The 23,778-nt window shown below is 66.7% G+C and carries 22 protein-coding genes; 15 read left to right on the top strand and 7 right to left on the bottom strand.

The window, feature by feature from the left end:
* Positions 1–54 precede the first annotated feature (54 nt).
* The gene (locus GOAMI_RS12995) at positions 55–1,680 is read left to right on the top strand and encodes an acyl-CoA synthetase (protein ID WP_006436995.1); all 1,626 of its coding nucleotides are present in this window, start codon (positions 55–57) and stop codon (positions 1,678–1,680) included.
* Between the two features lie 50 nt (positions 1,681–1,730).
* The gene (locus GOAMI_RS12990; RefSeq protein ID WP_006436994.1) at positions 1,731–2,870 is read left to right on the top strand and encodes an NAD(P)H-dependent flavin oxidoreductase; all 1,140 of its coding nucleotides are present in this window, start codon (positions 1,731–1,733) and stop codon (positions 2,868–2,870) included.
* Between the two features lie 77 nt (positions 2,871–2,947).
* Here GOAMI_RS12990 and GOAMI_RS12985 read toward each other — a convergent pair whose 3' ends face one another.
* From GOAMI_RS12985 to GOAMI_RS12975, 3 genes are read right to left on the bottom strand one after another with little or no spacing between them, the layout of a single operon-like run.
* On the bottom strand, positions 2,948–4,486 hold the full coding sequence (locus GOAMI_RS12985) for a long-chain-fatty-acid--CoA ligase (RefSeq protein WP_006436993.1): 1,539 nt from the start codon (positions 4,484–4,486) through the stop codon (positions 2,948–2,950).
* On the bottom strand, positions 4,483–5,604 hold the full coding sequence (locus GOAMI_RS12980; RefSeq protein WP_006436992.1) for an acyl-CoA dehydrogenase family protein: 1,122 nt from the start codon (positions 5,602–5,604) through the stop codon (positions 4,483–4,485). The genes GOAMI_RS12985 and GOAMI_RS12980 overlap by 4 nt, the downstream gene beginning before the upstream one ends.
* 27 nt (positions 5,605–5,631) lie before the next feature.
* Entirely contained in the window at positions 5,632–6,834 is a 1,203-nt protein-coding gene (locus GOAMI_RS12975) for an acyl-CoA dehydrogenase family protein (RefSeq protein ID WP_006436991.1), read from the bottom strand.
* A gap of 144 nt (positions 6,835–6,978) precedes the next feature.
* Between GOAMI_RS12975 and GOAMI_RS12970 the strand changes: the two genes are divergently transcribed.
* From GOAMI_RS12970 to GOAMI_RS12905, 13 genes are all read left to right on the top strand, one after another.
* The gene (locus GOAMI_RS12970; RefSeq protein ID WP_006436990.1) at positions 6,979–7,173 is read left to right on the top strand and encodes a ferredoxin; all 195 of its coding nucleotides are present in this window, start codon (positions 6,979–6,981) and stop codon (positions 7,171–7,173) included.
* An 82-nt stretch (positions 7,174–7,255) separates the two neighbouring features.
* Complete coding sequence (locus GOAMI_RS12965) at positions 7,256–8,146, top strand: 3-oxoacyl-ACP reductase (protein ID WP_006436989.1); 891 nt, start codon at positions 7,256–7,258, stop codon at positions 8,144–8,146.
* Positions 8,147–8,209: 63 nt separating this feature from the next.
* Positions 8,210–8,974 carry an MlaE family ABC transporter permease gene (locus GOAMI_RS12960; RefSeq protein ID WP_006436988.1) on the top strand — a complete coding sequence of 255 codons (765 nt, stop codon included), beginning with the start codon at positions 8,210–8,212 and terminating at the stop codon, positions 8,972–8,974.
* 3 nt (positions 8,975–8,977) lie between these two features.
* Positions 8,978–9,829 (top strand): MlaE family ABC transporter permease, encoded by an 852-nt coding sequence (locus tag GOAMI_RS12955; RefSeq protein ID WP_006436987.1) that lies wholly within the window; start codon positions 8,978–8,980, stop codon positions 9,827–9,829.
* Between the two features lie 57 nt (positions 9,830–9,886).
* Positions 9,887–11,008 (top strand): MCE family protein, encoded by a 1,122-nt coding sequence (locus tag GOAMI_RS12950; RefSeq protein ID WP_040004809.1) that lies wholly within the window; start codon positions 9,887–9,889, stop codon positions 11,006–11,008.
* Entirely contained in the window at positions 11,001–12,059 is a 1,059-nt protein-coding gene (locus GOAMI_RS12945; RefSeq protein WP_006436985.1) for an MCE family protein, read from the top strand. The genes GOAMI_RS12950 and GOAMI_RS12945 overlap by 8 nt, the downstream gene beginning before the upstream one ends.
* Complete coding sequence (locus tag GOAMI_RS12940; protein ID WP_006436984.1) at positions 12,056–13,276, top strand: MCE family protein; 1,221 nt, start codon at positions 12,056–12,058, stop codon at positions 13,274–13,276. The genes GOAMI_RS12945 and GOAMI_RS12940 overlap by 4 nt, the downstream gene beginning before the upstream one ends.
* 2 nt (positions 13,277–13,278) lie before the next feature.
* The gene (locus GOAMI_RS12935; protein WP_006436983.1) at positions 13,279–14,538 is read left to right on the top strand and encodes an MCE family protein; all 1,260 of its coding nucleotides are present in this window, start codon (positions 13,279–13,281) and stop codon (positions 14,536–14,538) included.
* Positions 14,535–15,830, top strand: coding sequence for an MCE family protein (locus GOAMI_RS12930; RefSeq protein WP_006436982.1), 1,296 nt, complete (start codon positions 14,535–14,537; stop codon positions 15,828–15,830). The genes GOAMI_RS12935 and GOAMI_RS12930 overlap by 4 nt, the downstream gene beginning before the upstream one ends.
* A complete protein-coding gene (locus GOAMI_RS12925; protein WP_006436981.1) occupies positions 15,830–17,269 on the top strand; it encodes an MCE family protein in 1,440 nt (479 codons plus the stop codon). The genes GOAMI_RS12930 and GOAMI_RS12925 overlap by 1 nt, the downstream gene beginning before the upstream one ends.
* On the top strand, positions 17,266–18,156 hold the full coding sequence (locus GOAMI_RS12920; protein WP_006436980.1) for an Rv1363c family protein: 891 nt from the start codon (positions 17,266–17,268) through the stop codon (positions 18,154–18,156). Before GOAMI_RS12925 ends, GOAMI_RS12920 begins: the two co-directional genes overlap by 4 nt.
* The gene (locus GOAMI_RS12915) at positions 18,156–18,818 is read left to right on the top strand and encodes a hypothetical protein (RefSeq protein WP_006436979.1); all 663 of its coding nucleotides are present in this window, start codon (positions 18,156–18,158) and stop codon (positions 18,816–18,818) included. The genes GOAMI_RS12920 and GOAMI_RS12915 overlap by 1 nt, the downstream gene beginning before the upstream one ends.
* A gap of 503 nt (positions 18,819–19,321) precedes the next feature.
* Positions 19,322–20,239 (top strand): hypothetical protein, encoded by a 918-nt coding sequence (locus GOAMI_RS12905; RefSeq protein WP_006436978.1) that lies wholly within the window; start codon positions 19,322–19,324, stop codon positions 20,237–20,239.
* Positions 20,240–20,274: 35 nt separating this feature from the next.
* On the opposite strand, the gene GOAMI_RS12900 is transcribed toward GOAMI_RS12905, so the two are convergent.
* The 4 genes from GOAMI_RS12900 to GOAMI_RS12880 all read right to left on the bottom strand — a co-directional run bounded on the left by GOAMI_RS12900 (position 20,275) and on the right by GOAMI_RS12880 (position 23,671).
* Complete coding sequence (locus tag GOAMI_RS12900; protein WP_035760795.1) at positions 20,275–20,961, bottom strand: heme-binding beta-barrel domain-containing protein; 687 nt, start codon at positions 20,959–20,961, stop codon at positions 20,275–20,277.
* Positions 20,962–21,253: 292 nt separating this feature from the next.
* On the bottom strand, positions 21,254–21,559 hold the full coding sequence (locus GOAMI_RS12890; protein ID WP_006436976.1) for a DUF1416 domain-containing protein: 306 nt from the start codon (positions 21,557–21,559) through the stop codon (positions 21,254–21,256).
* Between the two features lie 5 nt (positions 21,560–21,564).
* Entirely contained in the window at positions 21,565–22,404 is an 840-nt protein-coding gene (locus GOAMI_RS12885) for a sulfurtransferase (RefSeq protein WP_006436975.1), read from the bottom strand.
* A gap of 409 nt (positions 22,405–22,813) precedes the next feature.
* Positions 22,814–23,671 (bottom strand): LmeA family phospholipid-binding protein, encoded by an 858-nt coding sequence (locus GOAMI_RS12880; RefSeq protein WP_006436974.1) that lies wholly within the window; start codon positions 23,669–23,671, stop codon positions 22,814–22,816.
* Between the last annotated feature and the right edge of the window lie 107 nt (positions 23,672–23,778).

Raw genomic sequence — 23,778 nt, 5'->3', positions numbered from 1 at the left:
CCCGGGTCATATTCCGCACTTGCCCAGAACGATAACACGTTCTAATTTTGAGCCATGGCCTATACGATTGCCGACCTCATCGAGCATGCCGTCGACCTGGTTCCGGAGCGCGTCGCCCTGGAATCCGGCGATCGCGGCCGGACCTATGCCGAACTCGAGGCGCGCTCCAACGCGCTCGCGCACAAGCTCCGCGAACTGGGCGTGCAGCCCGGCGACCGGGTGGGTCTGTACAGCAGAAACACCCTCGAGTCGGTCGAGTCGATGATCGCCGTCTTCAAGGCGCGAGCGGTCATGGTGAACGTCAACTACCGCTACGTCGAGGCCGAGCTCGAGCACATCTTCACCGACTCCGGGATGAAGCTCCTGATCCACGAGCGACGGTACTCGCAACGGGTGTGCAACACGTTACCGAAATCGCCGGCGATCGAGCACCGCATCGTGATCGAGGACGGGACGTCGGAAGACCTGTGCTGCGAGGGCCACGACGACGCGATCCGGTATGAGGAGGCCATCGCCGGGGCGCCGTCGGAACGCGACTTCGAGGACCGCTCCAACGACGACCTGTACATGCTCTACACCGGCGGCACGACCGGCAAACCCAAGGGCGTCGTGTGGCGCCAGGAGGATGTGTGGCGCGTCCTCGGCGGCGGAATCGACTGGTACACCAGCGAACCCGTGCCCGACGAGTGGCACCTCGCGAAGACCGGAGTCGACGGTGGACAGCTCGTGCGCTACCCGATCCCGCCGTTCATCCACGGCGGCTCCCAGTGGGCGATCTTCCAGTCACTGTTCGCCGGCGGAAAAGCCGTGGTGTACCCCGAGTTCAGCGGTCCGACGGCCTGGGAGATCGTCGAGCGCCACAAGGTCAACGTCGTGTTCATCACCGGTGATGCCATGGGGCGCCCGATGGTCGAGGCCCTCGGGCAGGGCAGGGAGTACGACCTGTCGAGCGTCGTCTCGATCGCCTCGTCGGCCTGCTTGTTCTCGCCGAGCGTGAAAGAGCAGTTCCTGGAACGCTTCCCGAACGCCGTCATCGTCGACGCGATCGGCTCGTCGGAGACCGGTTTCGGTGGTCTGGGCATCGTCGCGAAGGGCACACCGCACACCGGGGGCCCACGCGTGAACGCCGACAGCGAGACCCACGTCCTCCGTGAGGACGGTACGCCGGTGGAACCGGGCAGCGGCGAGATCGGGGTGCTCGCACGGTCGGGCCATGTGCCGCTGCGCTATCACAACGACCCGGAGAAGTCGGCGAAGACGTTCAAGGTCTTCGACGGCGTGCGCTACTCGCTGCCGGGCGACCACGCGGTGCTCGAGGCCGACGGCAGCATCACCATGCTCGGCCGCGGATCGGTGTCCATCAACACCGGCGGGGAGAAAGTCTTCCCCGAGGAGGTCGAGGGTGCGCTCAAGGCCCATCCCGATGTGTTCGACACCGTTGTGGTGGGAGTCGCCGACGACCGCTGGGGTCAGCGCGTCGCCGCGGTGATCGCCGCCCGTGACGGGGCACGTCCCTCGCTGGAGAGTCTCAACGACGTCGTGCGCAAGGAGCTCGCGGGCTACAAATGCCCGCGCAGCGTCTGGTTCGTCGACGAGATCAAGCGTTCGCCCGCAGGTAAACCCGACTATCGCTGGGGGGCGGCGGTCACCGCCGAGCGTCCCGCCGACGAAGCGCTGTAGCGCCGGAAATGTGACAAGGCGCTGTAGAGCGCCGGAAACGAGTGAGAGCAATGCGTACAGAACTGGCCGACAGGTTCGGCATCGAGTACCCGATCTTCGGGTTCACCCCGAGCCAGGATGTCGCGGCGGCGATCAGCCGTGCCGGCGGATTGGGTGTGCTCGGATGTGTGCGGTTCAACGAGGCCGAGGAACTCGACGAGGTCCTCGAGTGGATGCACGAGAACACCGACGGCAAGCCGTTCGGCGTCGACGTGGTGATGCCGGCCAAGATCCCGACCGAGGGGTCCAAGGTCGACCTGGATTCGATGATCCCGCCGGAGCATCGGGCGTTCGTGGAGCGCACGCTCGACGATCTCGGTGTCCCGCCGTTGCCGGGTGGTGATCGCGTGAATGCGGGTGTGCTGGGCTGGCTGCACTCGGTGGCCCGCTCGCATGTCGACGTCGCGATGGAGCATCGTCGTAAGTACGGGCAGATCAAACTCATCGCCAACGCGCTCGGATCGCCGCCGTCGGATGTCATCCAGACCGCGCACGACAACGGGGTGCTGGTCGCCGCCCTCGCGGGCGCGAAAGACCATGCGCTGCACCATGTCGAGGCCGGCGTCGACATCGTCATCGCCCAGGGCTACGAGGGGGGCGGCCACACCGGCGAGGTCACCTCGATGATCCTGTGGCCCGAACTCGTCGACGCGGTCGGCGACTCCGCGCCGGTGCTCGCGGCCGGCGGTGTGGGTAGCGGTCGCCAGATCGCCGCGGCCATCGCGCTCGGTGCGCAGGGCGTGTGGATGGGTACGTACTGGCTGACCGCCGCCGAATACAAACTCGGTGTGCCCGAGGGCTCGGACAAGCCGTCGACGGTACAGCAGGCGCTGCTCAAGGCGACGTCGCGCGACACGGTGCGTCGTCGTATCTACTCGGGCAAGCCCGCGCGTCTGCTGAAGACGGCGTGGACCGACGCCTGGGACGCCGAGAACGCTCCCGAACCGCTGCCGATGCCGCTGCAGAACCTCCTCGTCGCCGAGGCGCACGCGCGCATCTCGGCGGCCGACGATCCCGACGTCGTCGCGATGCCCGCGGGTCAGATCGTCGGACGCTGCAACGCGATCACCCCGGTCGCCGGCCTCATCGCGGATCTCGTGAGTGAGTACGAAGAGGCCGTCGGGCGGATGAACAAGACGCTGGGCGGCTGACCCGCCCCGCACCCACCCCTTTTCGGCAAACCCAGCACGCGCGGGTGGTGGAAACGCCGAAAAGGGGTGGGTCTGCGTCAGGAGCGGTAGGTTCGACCCTCACGTCGCCAGGTGGGCGGGCCGGGATCGGATGCCAGTAGGCGCTTCACCGTCTTGAACGTGGCGGTCTCGGGAAGCGAGTCGACGATCCGCACCCGGTGTGGCCATTGCTTCGGGCCGAGATCGTTCTGCGCCGAGAGGAAGTCGGCGAAGTCCTCGGGGTCCAGGTCACCGTCCGCGACGATCACCGCCTCGATCTCGTCCCCGATCTCCACCGGTATCCCGTGCACCGCGACCTGTCGGATCGCGGGATGCCGCAGCAGGATTCGTTCGATGGGTCCGGTGCCGAGGTTCTCCCCGTCGACGCGCAACCAGTCGCCGAGGCGGCCGGCGAAGTGCAGGTAGCCGTCGTCGTCCACCCAGGCGAGATCGCCGGTGTGGTAGACGCCGCCGCGCATGCGTTCGGCCGTCGCGTCGGGGTCGTTGTGGTAGCCGGCGAACAACCCCGGCCCCGAGGAGTTCACGATCTCACCGATTACGCCGGGCGGTGCGGGTTCACCGGTCTCGACGTCGACGACGGCGGTCGGTGCACGAAGCGGACCCAGCGCATCGTGCGGGGTGTCCGGGGTCCGGGTGATCGCGACACCGCCCTCGGTGGACCCGAATCCGTCGACGACGCGGCAGCCGAAGCGGACGGCGAAGCGTTGCCGATCCACCGCCGACGCCTCGTTGCCGTACATGATGCGCAATGAACTCGACGCGTCGTCGGGATGTGGGTCGGTGGCGAGGATGTAGTTGAGCGGCTTTCCGACGTAGTTGGCGTAGGTCACGCCGTAGCGGTGGAGGTCGGCGACGAAGCCGCGTGCGGAGAAGCTGCGACGCACCGCGATCGACGCACCACCCGCGACGGCCACGCTCCATCCCGCGATCATCGCGTTCGAGTGGAACATCGGCATCGACAGATGGATGACATCGTCGGCACCGATTCCGAACCGTTCCGCGAGCATCGGTCCGCTGACCGCGAAGGTCCGATGCGTGCAGCGCACAGCCTTCGGATCGCCGGTGGTTCCCGACGTGAAGATCAGCATCAGCAGGTCGTCGGGCGTCGCTTCGACCAGCGGTGCCGCGGCACCCGATTCGATCGCCGACGACCACTCCGGACCATCGACGTCGACGACGCGGACGTCACCGAGGTCGACGCCGGCAAGCAGGTCGCGGGTATCGCTGCCACACAGCACGATCTGGCAGTCGGCGCGCGCGACGTCGGCGGCGAGCGCGGCGCCGCGTCGAGTGGTGTTGAGTCCGACGAGGACGAAGCCGTGCCGCGCCGCGGCCGCGAACAGGGCGCTGAACTCCGGTGTGTTGGTGAGTAGTACACCGACATGGGGTGGCCGGTCGGGTGACAACCACTCGAGCAGGACGTCCGCCCGGACCGCAGCGCCCTCCAGATGGCGTGCCCACGAGGTGAACTCCTCCTCGAAGTACACACCGCGGTCGGTGACCTCGCTCAAGGGGGCGAGCAGGTCGCCGACCGTCGACACCACCGACCCCGTCGACACCCGGCCCGGCGCGCTCACGCCGGGGTGGCGGCCAACTCGGCGCCGATCGCGCGTACCGACGCCGTCGCCGATCCGTAGGCGAACTCGTTGTGCTTGGCGCGCAGGAAGTATCGATGAACCGGATGGCTGGTGTCGAGGCCGACGCCACCGTGCACGTGGACCGTGGTGTGCGCTACCCGATGCCCGGCCTCCGCGGCCCAGAACTTGGCAGTCGCGATCGCGTTGTGCACCTCGGTGGCGTTGTCCGAGTTCGCCAGCAGCCAAGCGGCCTGGGTGGCCGTCAGCGCGAGACCCTGAGCGTCGATGTAACCGTCGGCGAGACGCTGGGCGACGGCTTGGAAAGAGCCGATCGCCCGGCCGAACTGCTCACGCTCACGGGCATATTCGGCGGTCAGCTCGAGCGCGCGTTGCACGACACCCGACTGTTCGGCGCAACAGGCCAGCGTCACCCGTGCCCACAGGGCGTCCGCCACGCCGGAACCCTCGAGCACGGCGTCGGGATCCACCGGCACGTCGTCGAACTCGACCTGCGCGGTCGGTATCAGTCCGGTCGACGGCGCGGCCGTGACCCGGACCCCGGTCGAGTCGGTGCGCACGGCGACCACCACGACGCCGTCGGGCCCGACCGCGTCGACCAGCAGCAGATCAGCGGCCTCGGCATAGGGCACGTTGACCTTGACGCCGGACAGTCGCGAACCGTCGGACGAGAGGGAGGTGGTGGGGGAGTCGGTGGGCGAGCCCAGGTCCTCCTCGACGGCCACCGAGACGACGAGACCACCAGAGGCCCCCGAAGCCAACACCTGCTCACGAAGAGCCGTCGACCCGTGCGCGGCGATGACCGGCAGTGCGGCGATCGCATGCGATCCGAACGGCACCCGCGCGAGAGTCCGGCCGAGTTCGGTTGCGATGAGTGCGTTCTCGATGACGCCGAGATCGCCGCCGGCATCGCCCGCGTCCTCCGATGTCAACTCGAGCCCCAGCAGGCCCGCATTGCCGAGTTGCCGCCAGAGTTCGGCGTCGATCGGTGCGCGTGCGGATTCGAGTTCGGCGACGCGTTCGGGCGTGCTGACGGCGGTGGCGATGTCACGGGCAAGGCCACTGACGTCGTCACCGGATTCGGGAAGGGAGAAATCCATGGTGGAGTGCCTCTTTCGAGTGAGTCGTCAGCGACGCTGGTGGGGAAGACCGAGGGCGAGCATGGCGATGATGTCGCGCTGGACCTCGTTGGTGCCGCCGCCGAAGGTGAGGATCAGCGAGGTGCGCTGGAAGCGTTCGAGCCGACCGTTGAGGTGGGCGCCGGGGCTTCCCGCGCGCAGCGTCGCCGCAGGGCCGACGACCTCCATCAGCAACCGGTAGGCCTCGGTGGCGAACTCGGTGCCGTACACCTTGGTCGCCGAGGCGTCGGCGGGGCTCGGCGCCTCGCCCGAACCGGCGATCGAGGCGATCTTCCAGTTGATCAACTTGAGGAACTCGACCTTCGCATGCACCCGGGCGAGATTCTGCTGAACCCACTGGGCGTCGATGAGTCGCTGTCCGTCGCCGGTCTTGGTGTGCTGTGCCCAGGCGATCGTCTCGCGCAGAGCGGTCTGGATCGGTGCCGCGCTGCACAGGGCGACGCGCTCGTTGTTGAGCTGGTTGGTCACCAGCGGCCACCCGCCGCCCCCGTCGCCGACGATCGCCGACGTCGGTACCCGCACGTCCTGGTAGTACGTGGCGCTGGTGTCGACCCCCGACATCGTGTGCACCGGGGTGTAATCGAAACCCTCGGCGGTCGTCGGCACGATGAGCACCGAGATGCCCTTGTGCTTCTTGCCGCCTTCCTGCAGCGTCGACGGATCGGTACGACAGGCGAGCCAGATGTAGTCGGCGTAGGGGACCAGGCTCGTCCACATCTTCTGGCCGTTGATCACGTAGTCGTCGCCGTCGCGGACCGCGGTGGTGCGCAGCGCAGCGAGGTCGGTGCCGGCGCCCGGCTCGGAATAGCCGATGGAGAAGTGCAGCTTGCCTGCCGCGATGCGCGGTAGGAAGAAGGCCTTCTGGTCCTCCGTGCCGTAGTGCATGATCGTCGGCGCCACCGAGTTGATGGTGAGGAAGGGAACCGGGGCACCTGCGATGGCGGCCTCGTCGGTGAAGATGAGCTGATCCATCATCGAGCGGTTCTGGCCGCCGAACTCGGTGGGCCACCCGAGGGCGAGCCAGCCGTCGGCGCCCATCTGCGCAACGACATCGCGGTAGGCGTCCCCCTCGCCGAGTTCGCCGTCGCCGCCGGACAGCGCCGCGCGGCGCTCCTCGGTCATCAGGGACGAGAAGTAGCCACGCAGCTCCCGCCGGAGCTCGGACTGTTGATCGGTATAGGCGATTCGCATCGAAACTCCATGGGTGGGTGGCTAGCGTCCGAACCCCGCTTGTGGTCAAGTTATGGGGGAAGGCTCGTCTAGTTTCTGAAACACGTTCTAACCTGTTCTGGCAGCCCCGTCAACAGGCGACGAGCCGGTGAGGAGGAGGTTCTGATGCGTATCAAGGCAGATTTCGACCTGTGCGAGTCCAACGCCATCTGTGTGGGGATGGCACCGGACTTCTTCGACCCGGATGATGACGATTACCTGGTCATTCTCCAAGAGGAGATCCCCGCGGACCGCGTCGAGGAACTGCGGCAGGTGGCGGCCAACTGCCCGAAGTCCGCACTCTCGGTCGTCGAGGACTGACAGAGCTGGAACTCCCGCTCGGTTCCATCTGATCGGGAATCCTGCTAGAACAGGTTCTAGTTTCAGCTCAGGAGGATGTCGGGTGGGTTACTCGTTGGACGGTCGCGTCGCGGTCGTCACCGGTGCAGGTGCAGGTCTCGGTCGGGCGGAGGCCATCGGTCTCGCCGCAGAAGGGGCCGCGGTCGTCGTGAACGACCTTCCGGCAGCGCTCGATTCGAGCGATGTCATCGACACGATCACCGCGACCGGTGGTCGAGCGATCGCCGTGCCCGGCGACATCAGCGACTCGTCCACCGCGACTGCCATCATGACCGCGGCGACCGAGCAGCTCGGTTCGCTCGACATCGTCGTGAACAACGCGGGCGTGGTTCGCGACAAGATGCTGTTCAACATGACCGACGACGAGTGGGACCTGGTCATCCGCGTGCACCTGCGCGGCCACTTCCTGCTCAATCGCAATGCGGCGTCGCACTGGCGTGCGGCGTCGAAGGCTGCTGGTGGTCCGGTCTACGGCCGGATCATCAACACCTCTTCGGAGGCCGGTCTACTCGGTCCCGAGGGGCAGGCCAACTACGGTGCCGCCAAGGCCGGCATCACCGCGCTCACGCTGTCCGCGTCGCGTGCACTCAAGCGTTACGGCGTTCGCGCCAACGCCATCTGCCCGCGCGCGCGGACCGCGATGACCGCGGACGTCTTCGGAGAGGCGCCCAGCGATGGCGTGGATCCGCTCGATCCAGCACATGTGGTCCGTCTCGTGACCTACCTCGCCGGCCCCGAAGCCGACGGCGTCACCGGACAGGTGTTCGTCGTATACGGCCCCAAGGTCACCCTCATGGCGGCACCCACGATCGACGAGGTGTTCACCGCCGACGGCGATGCGTGGGACTCGGAGGACCTGGCCAAGACTCTCACCGGCTACTTCGCCGACCGAGATCCGGGACGTACGTTCTCGGCAAGCGCTCTGGTCAACTGACTTAATCGCCGGGATTCTGCGTGATAGGTTTCGCGATGGTGCGAGGGTGAAGGGGGTCCGCTGGTGCTGAACAAACTGGCAACACCCCTCGGGGGGATCGGGGATTTCGTCGCGCTCGGCGTCGATTCGGCGCGTGAGCTCTTCCGTCGTCCGTTCCAGTGGCGGGAGACAGTCGAACAGTCGTGGGCCATCGCCCGGGTGTCGATGGTGCCGACCTTGCTCGTCGCAATCCCGTTCACGGTGCTCGTGAGCTTCACCTTGAACATCCTGCTGCGCGAGATCGGTGCGCAGGATCTGTCCGGTGCGGGCGCGGCCCTGGGCACCATCACCCAGATCGGCCCGATCGTCACCGTGCTGATCGTCGCAGGTGCGGGTGCCACGGCCATCTGCGCCGACCTCGGCGCCCGCACCATCCGCGAAGAGATCGACGCGATGAAGGTGCTCGGCATCAACCCGATCCACCGTCTCGTCGTCCCGCGCATCGTGGCGTCGACGGGCGTCGCCCTCCTGCTGAACAGCCTGGTCTGCACCATTGGCATCGGTGGCGGTTTCGTCTTCTCCGTATACCTCCAGGACGTGAACCCGGGCGCCTTCGTGGCCAATCTGACCCTGCTCACCGGCTTTGGCGAGCTGATGATCTCCATGGTCAAGGCCGCCTTGTTCGGCCTCTTCGCCGGCATGGTCGGCTGTTACCAGGGACTCAACGTCAAGGGAGGCGCGAAGGGTGTCGGCGATGCCGTCAACGAGACCGTCGTGTACTCGTTCATGGCACTGTTCGTCGTCAACGTCGTCGTCACCGCCGTCGGACTCAAAGCAACGGCGGGCTGAGCGATGGTACTTCCGTTCACCACCCGCTTCCGGACCGCGCGCGTCGCGGTGAAACGAGCCGGCGAGGACTGGGACCAGATCGGCGATCAGGCACTGTTCTACTGGGACAGCATCGTGTCGATCCCCCGTGCGCTCAAGCAGTACAAAAAGGAGACCCTCCGGCTCATCGCCGAGATCTCCATGGGCACAGGGGCACTCGCCATGATCGGCGGCACCGTCGTGGTCGTCGGCTTCCTGACGCTGTTCACCGGTGGCACCATCGCCGTCCAGGGCTACAGCTCGCTGGCCAACATCGGCGTCGAGGCCCTCACGGGCTTCTTCTCCGCGTTCATCAACGTGCGTATCGCGGTGCCGGTGATCTCCGGGATCGCGCTGGCCGCGACCATCGGCGCCGGCGCGACCGCGCAGCTCGGCGCCATGCGGGTGTCGGAGGAGATCGACGCCCTCGAGACGATGGCCATCTCCTCGATCCCGTATCTGGTCAGCACCCGCATCGTCGCCGGTCTGATCGCGATCATCCCGCTGTACGCGTTGGCGTCCCTGGCATCGTTTCTCGCGAGCCGCTCGGCGACGGTGTTCCTCTACGGACAGTCGCCGGGTGTGTACGACCACTACTTCGACACCTTCCTGATCCCGTCGGACATCCTGTGGTCGTTCGTGCAGGCCATCTGTATGGCCGTGGCGGTCATGCTCATCCACACCTATTACGGGTACAACGCCTCCGGCGGTCCGGTCGGCGTGGGCGTCGCGGTCGGCAACGCCGTTCGTGCCTCGCTGGTCGTGGTCGTCGTCATCACCCTGCTCACCTCCCTCGCCATCTACGGCGCGGACGGCAAGTTCAACCTGGCGGGCTGAGCGATGAGCAAGAGACAAGAACGGACACGGACCACCCGTCGCCTGGCGGCAGTCGTCATGGTCTCGGCGCTGCTGGCCCTGATCATCGGCGCCAGCGCGTCGTTCCTCGGCGCGTTCAAGGGAACCCAACAGGTCACGCTCGTCGCACCGCGCGCCGGCCTGGTGATGAATCCCGACGCCAAGGTCAAACTGCGCGGGGTCGAGGTGGGGCGGGTCGGCGAGATCACCGAACGCGGCGGCGACGCGATCCTCACCCTGGACATCGCCGACAGCGAGATGTCGAAGATCCCGGGTAACGTGGTCGCCGACATCAAGTCCAACACCATCTTCGGCGCCAAGGCCGTCAACTTCGTCGTCCCCGGCGAGGCCGAGGGAGAACTCACCGCGGGCGCGGTCATCCCCGCCGACCGCGTGGTCGTCGAACTCAACACCGTCTTCCAGCAACTCGTCTCGGTGCTCGCCGACCTGCAGCCCGAGAAACTCAACGCCACCCTCGGTGCGGTCGACACCGCGTTGTCGGGTCAGGGTGAGGACATCGGTGTGGCCCTGGAGCAGCTGACCACGCTGCTGGGCAAGACCAATCCGCACCTGCCGGCGCTGAACCGGTTGTTCCGAGAGGGGGCGACCGTCACCAACGTCTACGCGGACTCGATGCCGGACCTGATGCGCACCGTCGACAACTTCACCGTCGTCGGAAACACATTGGTGGACAACACCTCCAACCTCGACGCGCTGCTGATCAACGCCACCGGGATGGCCAACACCATCGACGGTGTCATCGCGCCGACCAAGAAGACGCTCATCGGCGCGCTGTCGGATCTCAATCCCATTGCTGCGCTGCTCGGTTACAACTCGCCGGGCATCAAGTGCTTCCTCACCGCGGGGGCCATCGCCTCGGAGGTCGCCAAACCGTTCATGGGTGGCCGCAACGGCATGCTGATGCTCGACGCCGGACTGTTCCCCGGCAAGGACCCCTACGCCTACCCGTATGACCTGCCCAAGGTCGGGGTCGAGGCACCGCCCACCTGCGCCGGTGGTCTCTCCGACCCGGGCAGTACCGAACACGCCCCGTTCTTCGTGGGCGACAACGCTCCTCAGCCCTACGAGCCCAGGACCAAGCCGAAGGTGAACTCGAAGAAGCTGTTCCAGATCCTGTTCGAAGAGCCGCCCCGTGGATAACCGCGCACGCGCGTTCCGCGCGACCCTCATCAAACTCGGCGCGTTCACCGTCGTGATGATCCTGGTGTTCGTCGCGCTGGTCGTGGTTTTCAGCCGGTACCGCTCCGGGGCGTCGAACGAGTTCTCCGCGGTCTTCACCAGCGCATCGGCGATGAAGTCGGGCAGCAAGGTCAAGATCGCCGGCGTCGAGGTCGGTTCCGTGGGCGGTGTGGAACTGAACCGGGCAAACGAGGCCGTGGTCACCTTCTCCGTCGACGAGCAGTACCCGCTCCCGAAATCCGTTCGGGCACTGATCCGGTACGAGAACCTCACCGGCGACCGGTATCTCGAACTCCAGCAGGGGACCGGTGACACCTCGAGCTTCCTCGGCGACGGTGCGCAGATCCCGATCACCCAGACCGAACCGGCACTCGACCTCGACAAACTCGTCGGTGGTTTCAAACCGCTGTTCCGGACCCTCAACGCCGACGACGTCAATGCGCTCACCAGCTCGCTGATCGCGGTCTTCCAGGGCCAGGGCGGGGCGCTGAACACCCTGCTGGCCAACACCGCGTCGTTCACCGATGCACTCGCCGACCGCGACCAGTTGATCGACAGCGTCATCAACAACCTGAACACGACACTCGCGACCCTCGACGGCGACCGCGCGGGACTCGACACCAGCGTGGACCTGCTGCAGCAGTTGGTGACCGGCCTCGCCGAGCAGAAGGGCACGATCGGCAATGCCCTCACCCAGACGTCGCGGGTCACGAACGGTCTCGCCGATCTGCTCTCGACAACCCGTCCCACGCTGCAGTCGATGGTCGCCAACACCGGTCGGGTGTCGGAGGAGCTGCTGGCCGCCGAGCCATTCGTCCGCAATCTGCTGACGCGCCTGCCGGAGGATTACAAGACCTTGTCGAACCTGGGTTCCTACGGTGCCTGGCTGCAGATCTACTTCTGCCGCATCCGACTACTGCTCCCCGCGCCGGGCGGACAGACGATCATCTACACCTCGAACAACGTCATGGGCGACACCACCCGCGCGGGCGGAAGGTGTGACGGCTCATGAGTCTTCCCTTCGGCGGCATGTTCTCCAGCCGCAGAACCGAATCCGACGAGGCCGACATCGCGCGCGAGCAGAAGCGCGGCGGACGCACCCGGGCGCAGGTGGGTGTCATCGGCATCGTGGTGATCGCGCTCGTCGTCATCACCGCCATGCAGATGGACAAGCTGCCGTACCTGGCACCCATCAGCACCTACAGCGCCTACTTCGACGACGCCGGCGGACTCGCCAAGGGCGACATCGTGGTGGTGTCGGGCGTGCAGGTGGGCACGGTGGAGGGCATCGAACTCGCCGGCACCGACCAGGGCACCAAGGTCAAGGTCTCGTTCCGGATGAACGACGAGGTCGAGATGGGCGACGAGACGCAGGCCGCCATCCGCACCGAGTCCGTGCTGGGCCGGCGCAACCTCACGGTCATCCCGCACGGCGGCGAACGGATCAAGCCGGGGGGATCGATCACCCTCGGCAACACCATCGCGCCGTATTCGTTGCAGGACGCACTCGAAGGCGCTACCGACACGATCTCGGGGACGAAGACCGACCAGTTGAACACCGCGCTGAACACGCTGTCGGTGACTTTCTCCGAGACACCCGACCAGGTGCAGGGCGCGGTCGACGGCGTCGCCCGGCTGTCGAAGGCCGTGGCCGACCGCGACCAGGAACTCCGTGCCCTGCTGGCCAAGGCCAATCAGGTCAGCAAGATCGTCGGAGACCGCAACGACCAGATCAACCGGCTGCTCATCGACGCCAACGCCCTGGTCGGCGAGATCGAGATGCGGAGATACGCGCTCAACCAGCTGATCAAGGGCATCGGCGACGTGACCGCTCAGTTGCGTGGCTTCATCGCCGAGAACAACGCACAGCTGACGCCGGTGCTCGAGAAGTTCGACCGGGTGGCGACGATCCTGACCGACAACGAGAAGAACCTGAAGGAGACGATCGATCGGCTCGGGCCTTTCGCCAACACCCTGGGCGAGGCGGTGGCGTCCGGTCCGAACTTCGACTCCCTGGTGGGCCTCAACAGCTTCGGCGACTACACCGCGACCTTCCTGAACGCGCTGCGCGGACGCTACCCGCAGGTCTGGCAGTCGCTGATGTATACCGGCTTCCCGTTGATCCCGGACTACTACAAGCTCGGTCCCCCCGACGGCACGGACTCGCCACGCGGCCCGCTGCCATCCCCGACCTATCCCACGCCGGCGCCGACCACGAGAGGGCGGTGAACATGACCATCGGACGCAAGGTGCTGCTCGGTGTGCTCGCCGTGGTACTCGTGATCGCCCTGGTCGTCGTCGGCTGGACGGTCTTCCTCCGGTCCACGACGAACACCTTCACCGCCTACTTCGGATCGGTCGCGAGCCTCTACGAGGGTGATCCCGTGCGGGTCCTGGGTGTGAACGTCGGCCGGGTCTCGAAGATCACGCCCCGCGAGAACGACGTGAAAGTCGAACTGCGCGTGGACAAGAGCGTCGACATCCCGGAGGACGCGAAGGCGGTCATCGTTGCGCAGAGCCTGGTGTCGGGGCGTTTCGTCCAGCTGACCCCGGTCTACTCGGGCGGCCCGGTGATGTCCGACGGCTACGACATCCCGATGGATCGCACGGCGGTCCCGATGGAATGGGATGACATCAAGGCCCAGCTCACGAAGCTGACCGAGGCGATCGGTCCGGAGGGTCCCGACCAGGGCTCGGCGGCCAGGGCGGTCAACGTCTTCGACGAGAATCTCGAGGGCAACGGCGCCGCGATCAACAAGTCGATCCGCGAGGTCTCCGACGTCATCGGCACCCTCGCCGCCGGCCGGGGAGATCTGTTCTCGACGATCCAGAGTCTGCAGAAGCTGACCGACGCGCTGTCGGGCAGCCACGAGCAGCTCGTGCAGTTCAACGGCCGGCTCGCCTCGGTGAGTTCGGTTCTCGCCGACAACACCACCGAGCTCGACGAGGCGCTCAAGGGCCTGGACTCGGCGATGACCGACGTGCAGGGCTTCATCGACACCAACAAGGACGCACTGGCCTCGTCGGTGGAACGGCTGCAGGCGACCACCAAGATCGTCGCCGACAAGAACGAGCAGGTCGAGGGCGTGCTGCACTCCGCGCCCAACCAGCTCGCGAACTTCTACAACATCTACAACCCGCTCTCCGGCTCGCTGTCGGGCGTCTTCGGCCTGGGCAACGGCACCAACCTGATCACGCTGCTGTGTGGTTCGATGGATGCCACCAACCGTCCGGGAACGTCGATGCAGGACATCGACAAATGCGTCGAGATCCTCGCGCCGGTGCTGTCGTCGATCTCGATGAACTACCCGCCCTTCCTCACCAACCCGGTGCAAGGAACCAATGCGCTGCCGAGTCAGCTGCAGTACCAGAATGCGAACGTGAAGGCGCGGGCGCAGGCCGGCGTGCGGCGCATCGACAACGAGACGCGGCGGGACAACGCCGGTTCGCCGCTCGGAAACCTCCTGGTGCCGTTCGGGGGTGACCGATGACCTCGGCACGCCTACGCGGCGGACTGGCCGCAGGCGCGGTGGCGCTCACCGCGCTCCTCGCCGGATGTTCTTTCGACGGACCGAATTCGCTGCCCGTGCCGGGTGCGGAGGGGACCGGCGGCGGCTCCTACCAGATCACCGCCCTCATCCCGTCCGCCGCCGGACTGGTGAACAACGCCCCGGTCCTCATCGACGATGCGAACGTCGGCAGCGTCGGCGACATCGCGGTGAAGGACTGGAACGCACAGGTGACGATCCGTCTGAACGACGGCGTCATCGTCCCGCGCGGTTCGCATGTGATGGTCGGGATGACCAGTGTGTTGGGCTCGACGCACCTGGAGATAGTCCAGCCCGCCGAACCGGAGGGCGGACGCCTCGAAGCGGGCGACGAGATCCCGCTGACCAAGTGTCCCGAACAGTCCAACATCGTCACCGATCCCAAGGTGCCGACGGTGCCCGACATCAATGCCGCGCAACAGGTCGCGGCGTGCACCTACCCGAGCACCGAGCAGGTGCTGAGCTCGCTGTCGGTGGTCCTCAACGGCGGCGGGCTGTCGCAGGTGGGCGACATCGTGCACGAGATGAGCCAGGTGTTCGGCGGACGTGAGACGCAGATCAAGAAACTCATCCCGCGGCTGACCACCCTGGTTGCGGATCTGAATGCCCAGAAGGACAACATCATCCGCGCCACCGAGGGGCTTGATCGCCTGTCCCGCACGATGAACGAGCAGAAGGACACGATCGAACGAGCGCTGGACGCGAGCCCGCAGATCCTGCAGCTGCTCGTCGACCAGCGTCAGCAGTTCCTCGACACCCTCGCCTCGGTGTCGAAACTGTCGAAGACCGCCAACGACATCCTCGGCGCCAACTCCGAGGACATCGTCACGATCGTCAAGGGAATCGAACCCGCCCTCGATCAGCTGCAGGCCTCGGGACCGGCGATGACGCAGTCGCTGAACATCCTGCTGACCTTCCCGTTCTACGAGCCGACCATCCGCCAAATCGTCAAGGGCGACTTCGTGAACTCGGATCTGACCCTCGACCTCACGGTGGACCGGCTGAGCGAGACGATGTTCGCCGGCCTGGGCGTCACCGGCCCAGAAGGCGTGTTCGGCCGCCCGGCCGGTGCGGCCGCTCGCGGACTCAACCCCTTCACCGCGCCGTTGATCCCGGGTGGTGAGAAGCTTCCCGACACCGCGGAACCGGTTCCGGCCAATCTCATTCCACCGGTGCAGGTGCCGTCGCCCACGGCGCCGCCGACGGTGCCCTCGTATGCGGGAGGTGGGCGCTGATGAAGATCACTCGATTCGTCCGGATCCAGCTGATCATCTTCTCGATCGTCACCGTGATCGCGATGGTCGCGATGGCGCTGTTCTACATCCGGATCCCGTCGATGTTCGGCGTGGGCAGCTATCGGGTGCAGCTGAACATGGAGACCAGCGGCGGCCTGTACCAGAACGCCAACGTCAGCTATCGCGGCGTCTATGTCGGCAAGGTCGACTCGGTCAAGCTCACCGACGACGGCGTCGCGGCGACGCTCGTCATCGACAACGGCACCGACATCCCGGCGTCGGCGGTGGCATCGGTGCGCAGCGTCTCGGCGATCGGTGAGCAGTTCGTCGAGTTCACCCCGAACAAGAACCCGCCGGCCGACGCTCCGACCGGGTACCTCCACGACGGCACCGAGGTCACCGTCTCCGAGGTCCCCGTGGAGATCTCGACCATGCTCGACCAGGCCGACGCGATGCTGCAGGAGATCGGCGACACCAAACTCCGGTCGCTGGTCGACGAATCCTTCGTCGCCTTCAACGGCACCGGTGAAGCGCTGCAGCGGCTCCTCGACTCGATGACCCTGTTCATCGGCGAGGCCAACAACAACACCGACACCACCATCGCACTCGTCGAGCAGGGGGCTCCGCTGCTGGCGACGCAGTCCCGCACGGCCGACGACATCCGGGCGTGGACCCGTGACGTCACCGCGTTCACCGACCAGCTGCGGGCCGATCGTCCCGAGATCGGCGACATCCTCCGCAAGGGGCCGTCGACGACGTCGAAGGCACAGAAACTGTTCGAATCGCTCGGCGGTTCGTACCCGTTGCTGGTGTCGAATCTGGGCACGATCGCCCAGACCCAGGCGATCTACCTGCCGAACTGGAAGCAGATCCTGGTGCTCTATCCGCGTCTGATGAACTCACTGATCACCGCCCTGAACACCGGCACCAACAACTACGGGCCGAATGTGAACTTCTCGCTGGGCTTCCAGGACCGGCCGGTGTGCAACATCGGCTTCCTGCCCAAGGAGGAGTGGCGGTGGCCGTCGGCGCAGACCGCGCGCGAGCTGCCGCCGGGAATGCTCTGCCGGGTGCCGCAGAACTCCAACGTCGCCGTGCGCGGCGCCCGCAACTACCCGTGTGCGGAGTTCCCGGGCCGCCGCGCGACGACGCCGGCCGAGTGCCGCACGGGCTACAAACCGCTGCCGGGATCGGTCGATCCGTTCCAGAGCGGTCTTCCGTTCGGCTTGAAATGGCAGCCGGCGTCCTCCGGTACCGTGACACCGGGCACACCGAAGGACTTCACCCCGGAGCCCGCGGTGTACGCCACGACATACGATCCGGAGTCGGGCAACTTCATCGGACCCGACGGCAAGACGTACAACGCCGGCACGGGGAGTGAAGGGCAGGGACAGAGCAGTACATGGCAGACGATGATCAGCAGGACGGTCAGTCCGTGACGCCTGACGGCACCACGTCGACCCCGGTCACCACGAGCCCGGCCGGCACGGCACCGAGTCGCACCGCCCAGACCGACCGTCGGAAGCCGACGAGGCCGGTCCGGTCGGCGCCGATCCGACGTGGCCGCCCGGCCGGAAAGAAGCCCGCGGAGCAGACCCCGGTTACCGAGACCCCCGTTGCCGAGACCGCCGCCGCCGAGACCCCGGTCGAGTCGGCCGAGGAGACGACGACCCCCGCAGTGCCACTCGCCGAGCCGGACGCCGGGTCGGAGATCGCTCCCGATCCCTCCGAGGTCGAGAAGACGGTCAGCTACCGCGAGCGACGTCGGGCACGTCTGGCGTCGAAGTCCCCGGAGAAGGCCGGCAAGGGCAAGGTTCGCTACCGCGGGTCGGGCCGGCGATCGCCGCGGGCCGTGGTCGGCGTCGTCGTCGCGATCGTGGTCATCGTCGTCTGCGCGGTGGCCTCGGTGGTGTTCGCGCTGGGCATCGCCCGGCAGAACGAGCAGAACGATCTGCGGGCGGAGTACTCGGCGTTCGCCTCGCAGGTGCTGATCAACCTGACGAGCATGAATCCCGACACCGTCGACCAGACGCTGAGGTCGGTGCAGGACGACACCAGCGGCAAGGTCAAGCAGGAAGTGCAGAACAACATCCAGCAGGTCGCCTCGCTCGTGCGGGACGGCAAGCTCGAGACCAAGTCGATCATCCTCAGTTCGGCGGTCACCAAGGCCGAACCCGACGAGGGTTCGGTGATCATGGTGTTCGGCTGGCATCAGCAGTCGCTCGACGGCCAGACCCCCGCCCAGGACAAGGTGTTCCGCTGGCGTGTGGACATGACCCGGATCAACGGCGACCTGAAGATGACGGATTTCGAGTGGGTGGCGTGATGGCAGGCAAGACATCCGGGCTCAGCAAGGCGCGCCTGGGATTGATCGTGCTGGCCGTCCTCGTGGTGGCGACCGTCGCGGCCACCGCGTTCCTCGGCTACCGGTACACCCAGGGCCGTGCGGAGGAGGAAGCGCGCGAATCCTCGCTCGCCACCGCCCGCGACTACGCGAACACCATGTTCGGGTACAACGCCGGGAACGTCAGCGATCACATCGACCAGTCGATGAGCGTGCTCACCGGCCCGGCCAAACCCGAGTACACCAAGCTGATCACCGAGAACAACCTGGCCGCGGAGGTTCGCAAGCAGCAGGTCGTCTCGGAGGTCACCATCCAGGACGCCGGCGTGGTCACCAACACCGCCGACACCTCGCAGGTGCTGATCTTCATGAACCAGTCGGTCACCCGTGGCCAGAAGGAACTCGTCAGCATCAACCCGTCGCGGCTGACCTTCGACATGGAACGCCAGGGCGGGCGCTGGATGATCAACCACATCGAGGTCATCACCGACGACACCTTCCGCTCCAAGCTCGAGGTCGTCGAGTCCCTGCCGCCGGATGCCAAGCCGGTGCCCGGACAGTCGCCGGCGCCCTCCCCGGCCCCGGCAGCGCCGCCGGCCGCGCCGGTCCCGGGATCGGGCGCACCCGCAGTACCCGTGCCCTGATCCACCCCGTCTGACCCAGCTGATCGAGCCGCGTGCCCCGATCGAACCGGTGTCGAGCGAAGGGCGGAGCCGTGTCGAAAATCCCGTTGCGGGACGCCGAGAGCGGGCGTACTTTCGCGGTTACACAGGGAAGGAGGTGGTCTGATAGTGATTTCTCATCGGACATGTGAGGTGACCATCCGTTAGCAGCTGACCGTGTGGCATTCGTGTCGCCGGAGGTGGGTCACCACCTCATCAGCGCCGACGAATACCAGGTGGTCACCCGGCCCCCGCATCCCGACCCGGTCCGGTCGGCACGAGGCTCGTTCGAGCGATGCGGGGGCCGTTCCGTGTCTCGGGCCCTCATGTCCGCCCACCACTCGTTCCCGGCACGACGGCCATCGGTGATCCGCGTAGCGCACTACTCGTGAGACCGGGCTCCAGCGGGAGTGAACTGGAGCAGTCCACCGTTGTGCGTGCCACGAATACCTGCCAGAGGAAACACCGGCCAGAGGGAGAGAACGATGGTCACCACGAACGCTGTCCGTGAAGACCCGATCGAACCCGGTCTCGACGGCCCTGAAACCAATGAAGCGGCCGCCCGCGACAGCCATTGGCAAGACGGCTACTGGGGCCCGGGTGACACGGATTTCGGAACCGCGACACCACCGCGTTTCGCCTTCGCCGATCCCCACGCCGCCGGGCTCTTCCACGCGGACGACGAGCATGTGACGATCCACAACCGGGGTGACGGCTCCGCGGCCGCGCTCATCTTCTTCGATGGCCGCGTCGAACTCCGCCGCCTCGGACCCGGTGAGACGATCACCCTGTCCGACGAGGACTCGTTCACCTATGTACAGGCACCCCGTCGAGCCGACGGTCGTCCGGTGATCTACGGAGGGGTGTGGGTCCACCGGGGTCGCGCGATGCCGGTGACCATCCCGATCCCGTCGGAGCGGGAATTCTTCGACCAGCGTTACCTCACACCATGGAGTGCCGACTGGGTCAGCGGACTCGCCGGCTGCCGGCTGCGGGACCCTGTAGAGGACCGGATAACGTACCAATTTCGTTCCGGCGGAACGACATTCACGGTCCGCAATGCGGGTGACACCTGGGTCGCGGTCGTTCATCGTTCCGGAGCGGAGTACACCGTCGTCGAATGCGGGCCGCATGAGCGGGTCGACTTCAAGATCGCCCCGTACTCCACCCACAGCGACGTGTTCTCCGTGGTGGGGCCGCGGCGCGGCGGTTCACCCGGACACGGACCCTACATCTCGGCGTCGGGGACGGTTCACCCCGGCTGGGCGGGCCGACCCGGCGCCGCGACGGCGTACGGGTCGGTCGTGATCATGCTCGGGTCGCTGGTCTACAGCGCCCTTCCGAAGCGGAATCTGTACCTGGCGTTCTCGGATCTACGACGTTGCGGCCGGACTCATCGGTGAGGGGCTCCCGGGAATCCGCTGATCCCGCGAGATGCTCAACCGACGTGGCGTCGGAGCTTGGCCGACAGACGGGGGATGAGGTCGCCGTCGGTGTCGACGCGCTCCTCGACGTAGGCCAGGTCACCGTCGGGGACCAGACCGTAGAGGCGCTTCGCCCCGCCGGCGCGGCGGCCGGACTGGGACTTGATGACGACGTCGGTCGCCAACTCCCACGAGGTCTGGTTGAGGGGAGTGCCGTAGAAGAGCTCGACCGAACCCTCGGCGTGGGCAAGGAGCAACTCGATGGTGTCGTCCTCGCCGATACGCCAGAAACCGGATTCGCGGAGGTCTGGTCGGACGAAGACGGCGTCGTCGTCGATGACCCACGAGCGCGACTCCCAGGTGAGGAAGTTCTGGCCGTCATGCGAGACGACGATCTGCTGCGCGAAGTGGTAGTCGGTGTCGGTGTCCGCGTCGTGGCCTTCGCCCTCGCCGCGCCAGACGCCGACCAGCGGCAGAAGTGCCAGCAGGCCGGGATGGAGATCGGCGCCCAGGCGAAGGTTCGCGGTGTCGGCGGGCAGCGGGAGGTCGTCCCAGGTGGGGACGTTGCGCTCGCGGCTGCCGGACTCGACGGCCCGTGCCTCGGCCTGGCTTATCGCCTCGTCACCGGAACGATGGGCGACACCTTCGCCCGCGGGCACAGCGACACCGTCGCCCGATGGCGGCGTGACACCGTCGCCCATGGGCACGGAGCCGGCAGGCTCGTCGGCGGCTCCACCGGTTCCCGGGTGGGACGTCACGACTCGTCGGTGACCAGGCGGTAGAGGGTGTAGACACCGAACCAGGTGATCAGCACGGCGGCCAGGATCAGCAGGATTTCGAAGAAGAGGACCACGAGGCAAATTCTAACCCGGGCTCCTGCGGAGGGTTCAGCGGGTCGCCACTCGAGGGACCCGAAAACGACGAAACCCGGTCACCGCAGTGCGGTGACCGGGCGGCGTCGTGAGGTCTCGGACACCCACGACGAGGAGTGCATCACTTGGAGACGGTGATGTCCTGTTCGTGGATGCCGGGGCCCTCGGGGCTGATCGACGCATCGCCGTTGCCGACGGACGACAGGGCGCGAAGCGTCCAGGTGCCGGGGGCGGCGAAGAAGCGGAAGTCGCCGGTCGGTGAGGCGACGACCTCGGCGGTGAACTCACCGGTCGAGTCGAGCAGACGAACGAAGGCGCCCGCGACCGGGTTGCCCGAGCCGTCGGTGACCTGCCCGGTGAGGACCGTCTCCTTCTCCACGTCGACGCCGGCAGGCAGCTTCTGTCCCTGCTTGGGTGCAGCACACATAGTTGTTACTTTCCTTCTCCGAGTTCGATCGGCGCGCCGACCAGCGAGCCGTATTCGACCCAGCTTCCGTCGTAGTTCTTGACGTTCTTCTTGCCGAGCAGCTCGGTCAGTACGAACCAGGTGTGGCTCGAGCGCTCGCCGATGCGGCAGTACGCGATGGTCTCGCGGCTGTCGTCGAATCCCTTGCCCGCGTAGAGAGCCGTGAGCTCTTCGTCGGACTTGAAGGTGCCGTCTTCGTTCGCGGTGGTCGACCACGGGATGTTGATGGCGCCGGGGACGTGGCCGCGCTGCTGTGCCTGCTCCTGCGGGAGGTGCGCCGGCGCGAGGATCTTGCCGGAGAACTCGTCAGGGCTGCGCACGTCGACCAGGTTCTTGGTGCCGATGGCGTCGATGACCTCGTCGCGGAACGCGCGGATGCTCAGGTCGGGCGAGGAGGCCTTGTACTCGGTGGCCGGGCGGGTGACCGCATCCGAGGACAGCGGACGGCCGTCGAGCTCCCACTTCTTGCGGCCGCCGTCGATCAGCTTGACGTCGTTGTGGCCGTACAGCTTGAAGTACCAGTAGGCGTAGGCCGCGAACCAGTTGTTGTTGCCGCCGTACAGGATCACGGTGTCGTCGTTGGCGACGCCACGCTCGGACAGCAGCTTCGAGAAGCGATCGGCGTCGACGAAGTCGCGGCGGATTCCGTCCTGCAGGTCCTGCTTCCAGTCGAGCTTGATCGCGCCGGGGATGTGGCCGCCGTCGTAGGCCGAGGTGTCCTCGTCGACCTCGATGAAGACGGTCTTGTCGGCGTTGAGGTTCTGTTCAGCCCATTCGGCGCTGACCAGGACGTCGGAACGTGCCATGTCTGGTTCCTTTCGGATGAATATCTGGTGGTGGATGGATCTGTGTGGCGAAACAGCGGCGAGGCGCGGACAGACGCCCGCGGGCTCTGATCTGTGATGAGCGAGGAGGCGTGTGGAGAGAGGACTCAGGCCTCGGTGAAGACGCACCCCGTCGTCATCGGCGGTGCGCATGATGCGACTGCGTGGCAGCGCATGTAGGGCACACCGTCAGCGGTGCGTGCGACAGCAACAATCGGCGACACGACAGAAGTCGATCGCCCGGCGGCGTGTGAGCAAGTACTCACGGCGCTGTTGCATGCCCACGAGGGTACAACAGTGCCGATCGGAGTCCGAACCCCCGGGTGGATTGCGCTCTGACCAGCGCAGAAAGGCCGCGTGCAGAGCGGTGTGTGCGCTGCGTACGGCGTTGTCAGAACCGGCCCGGCCGGAGGCCGGCGGGGCCGGAGTCGGCGACGAGTTGCACGTCGCCGCCGAAGCTCTCCGCACGTTGGGCCACGAGTCCCCAGGCCATCGGGAGCGGGGGGAGGACCATGCTGAAACGGTCGAGTACAGCTGCGCGCATCTGCTCGGGGACGTCGGCGTCCACGTGTCGTTCGGGTCCGGTGTAGAAGTCGGTGGCCCGGATCTCCAGTGCGCCGTCGGAGACCGACAGGTCGACCGCGACGCTGACCCGAACCTTCGGCCCGGTGAACGAGGACGCCGAAGGGGGATCATCGGCGGCGAGCCCGGCGTCCGGCGGCAGGGCGACCGTGCCGGTGAAAACGACACCCTCCGAACGGGAGACGACGCCGTCCTGGGGACCACCGCCCCCGGCCTTGCCGTCTGGGGCGGGCGTGCTCACCGTCAGATCGGTGATCCGCAGATAACGCGCGAGGGTGACCGCGTCGAGGCGGGTGTAGGCCGAGATCGACGATGTGTGCAGAACATCACTCCCGGTGAAATCCCCTCGTTCCGGGCCCTGGAAACGGCCGAGTGTGGCGCCGAGTTCGCCTCGGCAGATGCCGCGGGCGGGTTCGCAACCGGGTAGTTCGACACCGCGAGCGGCGATCGTCGCCCCGGAGTAGTCACCCTTCGACGCCTGGGTGAGGAACGGGAACCCGGCGAGTGTCACCTCGGGATCGAATGGGACGCGCGGTGATTCGGCGAGGGCACGGGCGAGTCGGTGCTCGCTGCGAATGGCCGCGCCGACGTCGACGAGCAGCACCGATCCGGCGGCGACGACCGCCACGGTGACCGCGATGACGAGGACTTTCCGGATGCCCGGCATGCTCGGACGACCATCCTCTCCGGCGTGTCCACCGATCGCCCCGACTCGACTTGTTAACAGCGAAGTGCGCGGATGGCGCTATTCTGTCACCTATCTCGCACACGTTG

It is taken from the genome of Gordonia amicalis NBRC 100051 = JCM 11271 (genome assembly GCF_000332995.1).
In the GTDB taxonomy this organism is placed as follows: Bacteria; Actinomycetota; Actinomycetes; order Mycobacteriales; family Mycobacteriaceae; genus Gordonia; species Gordonia amicalis.
This window is presented reverse-complemented; position numbering and strand designations above follow the sequence as displayed.